Source organism: Bartonella sp. P12B (assembly GCF_055796185.1).
Window position 1 is genome coordinate 36,504 of the sequence record NZ_JBTTDI010000010.1, and the last position, 9,512, is coordinate 46,015.

General features: G+C 39.0%; 9 protein-coding genes. 3 read left to right on the forward strand and 6 right to left on the reverse strand.

Annotated elements, in window-relative coordinates; translation table 11 throughout:
* Window positions 1-69 precede the first annotated feature (69 nt).
* From AC0QT1_RS06685 to AC0QT1_RS06705, 5 genes are read right to left on the reverse strand one after another with little or no spacing between them, the layout of a single operon-like run.
* Window positions 70-1,077: a TrbL/VirB6 family protein gene (locus AC0QT1_RS06685; protein WP_473200699.1), complete on the reverse strand. Its 1,008-nt coding sequence runs from the start codon at window positions 1,075-1,077 to the stop codon at window positions 70-72.
* Window positions 1,064-1,555: a type IV secretion system protein VirB5 gene (locus tag AC0QT1_RS06690; protein ID WP_473201932.1), complete on the reverse strand. Its 492-nt coding sequence runs from the start codon at window positions 1,553-1,555 to the stop codon at window positions 1,064-1,066. The genes AC0QT1_RS06685 and AC0QT1_RS06690 overlap by 14 nt, the downstream gene beginning before the upstream one ends.
* On the reverse strand, window positions 1,552-3,897 hold the full coding sequence (locus AC0QT1_RS06695; protein WP_473200731.1) for a VirB4 family type IV secretion/conjugal transfer ATPase: 2,346 nt from the start codon (window positions 3,895-3,897) through the stop codon (window positions 1,552-1,554). The genes AC0QT1_RS06690 and AC0QT1_RS06695 overlap by 4 nt, the downstream gene beginning before the upstream one ends.
* A 14-nt stretch (window positions 3,898-3,911) precedes the next feature.
* Window positions 3,912-4,223 carry a VirB3 family type IV secretion system protein gene (locus AC0QT1_RS06700; RefSeq protein ID WP_473200697.1) on the reverse strand — a complete coding sequence of 104 codons (312 nt, stop codon included), beginning with the start codon at window positions 4,221-4,223 and terminating at the stop codon, window positions 3,912-3,914.
* Window positions 4,224-4,541, reverse strand: a complete 318-nt coding sequence (locus AC0QT1_RS06705) for a TrbC/VirB2 family protein (RefSeq protein WP_473201933.1) — start codon at window positions 4,539-4,541, stop codon at window positions 4,224-4,226.
* 304 nt (window positions 4,542-4,845) lie between these two features.
* Here AC0QT1_RS06705 and AC0QT1_RS06710 point away from each other — a divergent pair, with 304 nt between their 5' ends.
* The 3 genes from AC0QT1_RS06710 (at window position 4,846) to AC0QT1_RS06720 (ending at window position 8,582) form a co-directional block, all read left to right on the forward strand.
* A complete protein-coding gene (locus tag AC0QT1_RS06710; protein WP_473200695.1) occupies window positions 4,846-5,580 on the forward strand; it encodes a hypothetical protein in 735 nt (244 codons plus the stop codon).
* Between the two features lie 1,155 nt (window positions 5,581-6,735).
* Window positions 6,736-7,581: a TIGR01459 family HAD-type hydrolase gene (locus AC0QT1_RS06715; protein WP_473200694.1), complete on the forward strand. Its 846-nt coding sequence runs from the start codon at window positions 6,736-6,738 to the stop codon at window positions 7,579-7,581.
* Window positions 7,581-8,582, forward strand: a complete 1,002-nt coding sequence (locus AC0QT1_RS06720) for a bifunctional riboflavin kinase/FAD synthetase (RefSeq protein WP_473200693.1) — start codon at window positions 7,581-7,583, stop codon at window positions 8,580-8,582. Before AC0QT1_RS06715 ends, AC0QT1_RS06720 begins: the two co-directional genes overlap by 1 nt.
* Before the next feature lie 233 nt (window positions 8,583-8,815).
* Here AC0QT1_RS06720 and AC0QT1_RS06725 read toward each other — a convergent pair whose 3' ends face one another.
* A complete protein-coding gene (locus tag AC0QT1_RS06725) occupies window positions 8,816-9,145 on the reverse strand; it encodes a protein tyrosine phosphatase family protein (protein WP_473200692.1) in 330 nt (109 codons plus the stop codon).
* Between the last annotated feature and the right edge of the window lie 367 nt (window positions 9,146-9,512).

Below are 9,512 nucleotides of genomic sequence, written 5' to 3' on the forward strand. Positions count from 1 at the left end.
CCTAATGCGCGCGCTTTGATACGCGCGCATTGCAAAAACAAAAACTTTGCCTTTTTAAGGTGTCCAACATTAAAATCGACCACGGCCCTGAGATCCCATTCTTGCGGATTTGGCGGCAGCATTTGCTATTCCTGCGGCCCCCGATCTTGCAGCCCCCGCCATTTTTGCTGCACCAGAGAGTTTTGAAGCAGCACCTTTGGCTACATTTCCACCAGCTTTAGCTCCACCGGAGAGCATCGTGAAAATCTGTCCTCCTGAAGAGATGCCAGCGTTAAAATATGGGCCACCAGAGGAGAGGGCAGAGGCAATGCCAGGAAGTGCCCGGAACAGAATAGCTCCTATTACTGAGATGACAACAACAGGGGGAAAGAGAACGTAGATCGAATGATATGAGCCACTAAGAACGTGCAGAATAACTTTGCACATAATCGTTCCAAGCATGATCACCAAAACTTGCAAAATAGTGAAGTTGATTAAGGTCGTAATCCAAGCATCGGTATATTTTCTGGTTGCATTGAATAAGTATAAACTAATAAACAGCGGTCCAAGACCTATAATCATCACAAGGGCAACTTGGGCAAACATTTGCACAATAAAACCACCGATACAAAAGATAATGACAGCGCAAATCATTAAAAAGCCAAGAAGCCCTACCAAGATCTTTTCAAGGAACCACGCTTTCGCTAAGACCTCTTGATAGCGGAGAGAGGCCTGTAACAAAATATAGTCAAAGACATTGGAACCCGTGTTATTGCCGTTGAGTGCATTGCCAATGGCGTTTACTAAATCATTGAAAAAGACATTTTTAACATAGATGTTAAAAGTATCTGCATTGGTTGCCATAGTCGTTACAACAACAATTTTAACGACGTTGTTGAGAAGACTATGCATGGAAAGAGCAGCACGACCCGTCATGACATTATAGCCATAAAGAAAGATGAAAATGATCGAGGCAAGATTAAGGGGTGCCGAAATAGCACTCGACAAATTGCTCACTGTCATATCCATCACATCATTGAGTGGCTTTAAAATGTATCCAGAAACACTCTCAAATGGTGCAGAGCTAAAGTCCGACATCTAAACTCCCAAGACTTGATGGAACATTAGATTTATCAAGTTTTTCTTTTAGTTGTTTTGCAAGATTTTCATGGCCTTTTTGGATCTCTTCTTCACGAAGCTCCTCTTTTGTTTTTGTATCTTTTGCTTGAATCATATCCAAAGATTGGAGTTTTAAAGCGTCCGCTTGAAGTTTTGCTTGAAGAACGGAAAGTTTTGCTTGAAGAGCCTGTATTTTTTCTGTACCAGCTTTTTCTTCTGCTGGAGCTTGTGCCTGTGTCTGAGCTTGTGTAAGTTCTTTGCTTATTTTTTCAATTTCTTTTATAGCTGCAGCTGCCTGCTGATGAATAGTTTCAGCTGTTTCTGATTTTACAGCATTTAATTGTTGTGTGCTTTCTAGTGCCTTTTTATAATATTCTTCAACATTTTCTCCATTTTCTGCTATGGCGTGATGGATAAAAGACAAAGATAAGAGGGTAACTAAACTATATTTTTTCATTGATTTTCTCTCCTTTGATGAAATATGGGCAGCCATATATCGGGGGCAGTGCCATGTTCATTGATAATTTGGTTCATGAGTTCAATATTCTTGGTTGTGCCACTCAAGACAGCAATCTCATCATTCATTCCACGTAAGTTAAGTTCTGCAACGACAGAATTTTGTCCCTGCTTGATGAGAAAACGACGGGATTCTCTACTTAATTCTGATTGTATCAGTTCAAATTCACGCTCAGTCAGTCTGAAATTTTCAACATAATCTTGGTAATTTGCTTTTTGATTTGGAAAAAATATTTGAGTAGGGCACTGTTCAATAATCGTGTGGGCGATTGTTGAATTGATAGCGTCTTTGGGACTTTGCGTAGCAAAGAGCATCATACCATTTTGCTTACGGATCGTTTTGAGACGATCTTGCGCAAACGCTTTGAATGAATCGTCTTCAAGAGCTTTCCAGAATTCATCAATGATAATAATAATGCGTCGCCCATCAATGAGATCGAGAATGCGGTGAAACAGATACATCATCAAGGGACGTCGAATTTCTTCATTGTCTAAGAAATCGGTCATATCATAACCAATAAATTGGGAGTCTAAATTAAGATCATCTTGATCGTTATCAAAAACCCAGCCTAAAGCATTGCCTCTAATCCAAGGTTGTAACCTTATGGCAATTCCTTCTTTTGATGTGTTATCAAAAAACAGCTGAAGTGCACCAAGAGAGCGTTGGGAACGGGGCAAACTTTCTAGAGAATCAATGGCTTTTGCAATATCTTGTCGCTCTTGTTCTGTCACAGTTTGTTCTTCAGGACTCACAAGTTTTAAGACCCAATTGCGAAGAAAAACTTTATTTTTTTCGGTGTATTCCATGCCTTTTAAAGGGGAAATGCCCGTAGGTTGACCATTTTTTAAGGGTTTATATTTTCCACCTCCAGCACGCACAAAAATCTCTGCACCTTGATCTTTGTCAAAAAAGACCATTGTTGGATTGTGCTTTTGTAATTGGGCAAGAAGAAAATTAACAATGACCGTTTTACCAGATCCAGAAGGACCACAAACAAAGGTATTACCAAGGTCGCCATAGTGAAAATTAAAATAATAAGGAGAACTTGCTTGCGTTTTTAACAAGGCTACAGCGGACCCCCAAACATTCCCTTCAAGTTGTCCAAGGGGAAAGGAATGGAACGGTGATAAAGCTGCAAAATTTCTGCTGGTAATAGCTCCAGAACGTGCACGATAGCTAAAGTTTCCAGGAAGTTGCGCCCACCATGCTGCTTCCAATCCTAAATCTTCTCGAGCAATAACGGCTCCACCATTGGTTAAATGTGAGCGTGCTTTTGAGAGATTTTCAGCTAATATTTTAGGGTGATCGGCAAAAACGGCTAGAGAGAGATGGTGTTCGCCTAAAACAAAACGATTGGACTCTAAATCATCAAGCGCTTCATCAAGGGCATCAATTTGTGAGCTAGCACGATCTGCTGTATTAATCATTTGGTTTTGTTTGCGGCTCATAATGGCACCGGCAGCCGCTTTACTCTTAAAGACAAAAGATTGTGTGAGGATGAATTCAAAGGAGGCGGTCAGCAATTCATCCGTCATGCCAGGGCGTGTTTTAGAGGGATATTCTTTCCAGCCAAACATACCAACAAAACGTTCATTGCTTTCATGACGAATTTCAATAATTTCTTTCCCAAAAATAACACGATCCGAGTAAATCGTTGAAGCAATCGTCCCAAAGGTGAGAGGAATACGTTCACGTCGTCCTCCTACTAACTGGTGAAGAAATTCACTTTGTTCAGAAAATAAAAGGCCATCATGTTCATAAATTGATAAGAGGCGGGCTTTATAGGCCTCCAAACCTTCTATAAAATCTCGACTTAATTCTTCGATCTTACGAATAGCTTCCTCATCCGGTTCACTTTGCGTTTTCTTCGCTTTTGTGAGACGCTGAAAAAATGAAGCCAAGCGTTCTGTTTTGTCTGATGCCGGATTCCACAACAATGACACAAACAGATCATTTCTATAAAGCTCTTGCGAAACCATTTTCTTTTTGTATTTTTCATCTAATGTTGCTGCAAAAGAGGAAGAAAAATGGCCCTCTGGATAGATCGTTTCGCGACGACGAATAATATGAGAATATAAAGCAACACGCTCATCAGCAATGTTTTTTAAAAGAGTGTTTAATTGGTTATGTAAGGAATTTAATTGATCAATATCTGCCGTATCAAAATTGACCCCTTCAACAGCGATCACCGTCATTAAACACCGTGAACTTAATGCAATGACATGCTGGTTGATATGACGTATATACGGAATATAGTCTTCAGGCAGCATTTCCCGTTTCATGATTGATGCTTGTTTCACGCAATTAATTCCTTATAAGTACGGATAAGGCGCAATGGGGAAGTCGATCCTCCTCCCCATCGCTTGAGGTTTTTTTGTTTTCCCCGCGTATTAAGCCAGGCAAATAAGACGCGAAATTGGTTGTGATCATGCTTTGTTATTTCACGTAAAACAAAGTGTAGACCAACACCTAAACCAAACATTGTAAAATCGCTGGTCACAATAAAAAGAATGGTCGTCGCCATGATATTGAGAGCCATTGCTTCCATTGTGACACCCGCAAACATGGCTGGTCTTGTACAAGCAAGGAAAAGGGTATCTTCGTTCATTTATGTCGTGCCCGTTAACTTACCAACAAGAGCAGGTGCTCCAAAGACAATGCCGATGCCGATAATACAATACGCAGCTTTGCGTAAATCGATAAAACCATACATCCAGCCGATACCCACAGCAGCAACACATATAATCGCAATGAGTTTTGCTGTTGTTCCCGTCATCATGTCAACAATATTTTGTAAAATACCATCAAGCTTCCCTAGTCCATCGGCACTAGTAGAAGCGGCATAAGAAGGATCTAAGACAATGATTGCTGTTAAAAACAGCATAAGGACGGTAAACATCATGTTTTTGGATATATTTTTTGTCATTTTACCTCTCTTTAAAAAGAATTATTCATCTCCTGATATTCTTTCATCTCTCCTCAAAAAGCTTTACAGCCCACATCCTGCCCGCCCAGGTTTCTCGTTTATAAAAGCTTTGACAGTGACTCTTTCTCACTCTCACAATGCTCTTCTCGTGAGACAAAAATTTTCTTCTTAAGATTGTTCTACATAAAAATGGCAATTTTAAGTTGTAATATTTTGCAGAGTTAATTTGCGACAGACCTTCTTAAAATTTTTCTTCAAGAATTTAAGAAGGTTATTGTTAAAAATATGAAAGGACAGAGAAATAATGAATTTTTTGAGCAAATGTATTAAACAATTGCGGTTTAGATTCATCGTTATTGTTTATATTATGGGTTCTATATTATGGGGGATCAGTCAATATAAAGATAAAATAGATTTGGGTGTTTTAAAAATATTTACAATGCAAGATATTGTTGGTTTGCCTTTGGAAGAAAAAAAGCCAAGAGAAGCTCTTGCCACACCGCGGTTAGAAAAAAAACAACCGAATCTTAATTTGCAGAACACTGTTTCCTTGAAGAATACCACTGCTTTTCAGGGTAAGGCATTGGTTACCAGTGGTGTTACATTTAAACTGGTTACTCCTGTTGCACAGTCTTGGCGTAAGCATGTTGCTCGTAATATTCATCTCTATGGTGTCGATACCTGTGCACCGCGTCAAAGGGCAAAATTAAACGATCAAGAATGGCCTTGTGGGGCGGTTACAACCGCTTGGCTTGTCACCAAAACACTTGGTCAGAATTTATCTTGTCAGCAGGCACTTATGCACAATGGTATTTCCTATGCGCAATGTTTTGTTGATGGAATTGATTTAGCTGAAGTCGGTCTTGCAGAGGGGATGTTTGTCCTTTCAAAAGACAGTAAAAATCCTCTTCCAATACAATATCGTCATGCTGAAGAAAGAGCACGCCAGAATAAAATTGGTCTTTGGTCGAGTGAATTCACCGAGCCTTTACAATGGAGGCGGGATAATGGATCCTATAATCCCTTTTCCAGTTTCTAATGAGGTTTATGGACAGATTTCCCTGATGTTTCTATCGTAAATTTTATAAAACGGACTGAAAGGGCAAAAAGCAAGTCGAAAGAAGGCGTGAAAATCCTTGTGTCTTTTTTTTCAAGAGAGGTGAACTGGTTTAATTTCTCTTTCAAGGGACGTTTATTTTCAAAACCACTTCGCGATTAGAACTGTTGCCCAAATCATTCTTTGCTCGAAAAACCATTGTTGACACAATTCTATAAAAAACTCTTCTTTTATTCAGAGGCTAGAGAGATAAAAAGTGATGTTGCTTTTAAAACTATCATGCTCATAGAGGAGGGCTGAAGAAAAAGAATTGTGCATCATTTTCAATTATAGAGTTTTGAATTCTGCGGAGTATGGCAATGGACCTTACACGATGGGATTAAGGGGCCATGGGATGCTTTTGTTTCTGCTTTGATTGTAACAAAACAATTGATAAAACTGTTATTTGGCGACAAATGCGTGTCATCAAATAAATTCATTGTGTTGGATGTGGTTGTAGAGTCATCATTCGTTTTGCAAAAGGCATTATATTCTTAAAATTTAAAAAGAGATGATCTCATCTCTCTTCTCCATTTGCCGTCTCTTGACACTGGGTATGGGATATTGTGCCAAGACACCTGAAAGCGTTGAAGGATTGTAAGATTTAGAAGAGTAAGCCATGGTCTCCTCTCAAGACTTTTATCAATGAACTTAACAGGAATATCAAGTTTGTTGATACAGCTGCTGAACACGATGCTTCTCTGTTTGGTTCTCTCTTCTCTTGTTGAAGCGTAGAATTTTTTTCTTTGGTATAAGAATTGATCTTTATACAGTTAAGAAAATGCAAAAGAAATTGCTCTCTCTTTGTCTTTCCTCTATGAATCTCTCAAGAATTTAATAGCCAAAAAAGATAAAAATCAATAAATTATAAAAGAATATTCTTTTATAATTCATGCGCTTCTCGTGTATAACGAATATTGTGTTTGCTGATCAAAAGTTTTACGGACAGAAAAAATGATTTTCTCTCTTAAAGTTTGAGAAATTGTAGAAAAAAAGACAGTGTTAAGAAAATAGATGACAGAAGAATACTCTTTCGATAAGGAGTTTCACAAGATTAAAGATAGTTTGATCAATGGCAAATGTATAAACAGGTGCAAAATGAATGAACTTACCCATATCGAGACTGTTATAGCGCATTATGATGCTGTTTTTTGCGATGTTTGGGGTGTTGTGCATAACGGTGTGCACGCATTTGAACCGGCATTAAAAGTGTTGTACAAAATTCGACAGATGGGAAAAAGTGTTATTTTATTGACCAATTCACCTCGACCACGGGAAAATGTCATTGTTCAATTGCAAAATATGAATGTGCATAACGATTATTATGATGCTCTTATTACTTCAGGAGATGTAACGCGCGATCTTATTCGTGCTGCACCCCGTAAAGTTTTTTTTATTGGTCAAGAACGAGATCTGATGTTGTTTGAAGGGTTAGAGTGTGAACTGGTTGAAGAATGGGAAGCCTCTGTTGTGGTTTGTAGTGGCTTTCTTGAAGATCTTGAAGAAGAACCCTCTGCTTATGAGGAGATGTTTCACCGTATGCGGGCGCGCAATTTGCCTTTCATTTGTGCTAATCCTGATGTGATTGTCCATCACGGACAGCGGGAATTTTGGTGTGCTGGTGCATTGGCGCGTCTTTATCAACAATTAGGCGGGGAGGTTCGTATTGCTGGTAAACCTTATGCACCCATTTATGAATGTGCCTTTGAAAAATTGCAAAAAATTCGTGGAATAGTAGAGAAAAATCAGGTTTTAGCTATTGGCGATGGTCTTTTGACCGATATTAAAGGTGCAATCCATTTTGGTCTTGATGCTCTTTATATCATGGGAGGCATTCACCGTTATGACTATATGCAAAATGGGGTGGTGGATAAGCAAGCTTTGCACTCTTTTATTGAACGGCATGGCTATAAGCCACAAGCGGTCATGTGGGCTCTTCAATAATGTCTGATTTTCTGCGTCTTCAGGGGATTCATATGCTTCCTTTGGCTTGGCGAGGAACCGTGTTGGCACTTGGAAATTTCGATGGTGTTCATTGTGGACATCAGGCCGTGCTTCAAAAAGCACTTGATTTCGCTCGTCTGAACAATAAGCCTGCTGTTGTTTTAACCTTTGAACCACATCCAAGAAGCTTTTTTTCCCCCTCAACTCCTATCGATCGCTTGACAGAAGCTGCTGAAAAAGCTGAAATCTTTAAAATTTTGGGATTTAATGGGGTGATTGAACAGCCCTTTGATGCAGATTTTGCTGCTCTTTCAGCAGACAAATTTATCGAGGTGATTTTAAAACAAACTTTTGATGTTTCGGTGGTGGTAACGGGTGAAAATTTTCAATTTGGTCACCAGAAAAGGGGAAATTCACACCTTCTTTATCAAAAGGGAAAAGAATATGGTTTTGAGGTGGTGCAAGTTCCTTGCATCTCTAACATTCAAGAGAAACAATCGTTGATTATCTCCTCGAGCTCTATTCGCAAGCTCCTTTCTGAGGGGCAGGTGGAAAAAGCAGCGCATTTGTTAGGCTATCATTACCGTGTATGCTCAAAGATTGTTCAGGGTGAAAAACTAGGACGCCTTTTAGGATTCCCTACTGCTAATCAGATCTTACCTCTTCAAGTTAGTTTAGCGCATGGTGTTTATGCGGTACGATTGCGTCGTGCTAACGGTGTTTTGTATGATGGGGTTGCAAGTTTTGGTTGTCGTCCGACAGTTGTTAAAAATGGTGCACCGCTTCTGGAAACTTATTTATTTGATTTTAATGGCGATCTTTATGGAGAAAGTTGCACCGTTTCTTTCTTCCAGTTTTTGCGAGGGCAAGAAAAATTTGATGGGCTTGAGCCGTTGATTGCACAAATGCAACGCGATGAAAAGGCAGCAAAAGAAATTTTGGCGGCAGCCAAACCACTCTCACAGTTGGATCAGCTGCTTACTTTTAAAAATACGCCCTAAGTTGGTCTGAAAAGGAGAGTAGAGCGGCAAAAATAGCACTCAAACTCACGATGATCACGAAGATATATTCTAAAACATCATGCAATAGATGCGTTTTTTGTTGTTGAGAGGGGGAATCAAAGGGTTGGCGATCTGATTTCAACATAACTTTTTCGTAAATTTATGAAATTCTCGGGTTTTTCTTATCGTTTAAAATTTTACTGCTTTTTTCTTTATGATCCATTAACACAGATTTAAAGACAGGATAGACGATAAAGATGCATGGAGCGTGTTCCTTGGTAGCAATAGGCGAGAAGAGGTGTCGATGCTGTTTTTAAAATTGTCTTCATGGTTTCAATATCTGTTTTTTTAATGGTGGGGGGCACGATAGGAATATGATAGGCTTTTATGCCATATTCTTGTGCTGCTGCTTTAATGAGGGAAAAATCAGGCTGATCAGGATCTTCTTGATCGGGGCGGTTACAAATAATTGTTTTAAAGCCCACTTGTGCTAATGTTTTGATGTTTTCAACATCAATTTGTCCGCTGATAAAAATATCAGGATCAATTTGTTGTAAGTTCATTTTGTTACTCTCCGATATGATCTCTCTTTATCATTTTTTCGTGTTTGATCTCCAACAAGCATGAGAAGAATGAAACTTTTTGAAAAAGCACTTTAACAGAAATGTTTCATCTGTCGAGAAGAAGAGAGTTGTTTAAAAAAGGATATGGTTTTTGTAGCCCTATCACTCTATTTCAGTGTTTTAGTTTATGCTTTATCTTCTCTTCTGATTCTCATGGGAGCATTAGAGATATTGCTACAGCATATTGATTTATAACGATAATTTACTATTTGCCTATTGAATTAGACTCCCGAATATTGTAAGATTCTCTCATCTCATCTCATCTCATCTCATCTCATCTCATCTCATCTCATCTCATCTCATCTCA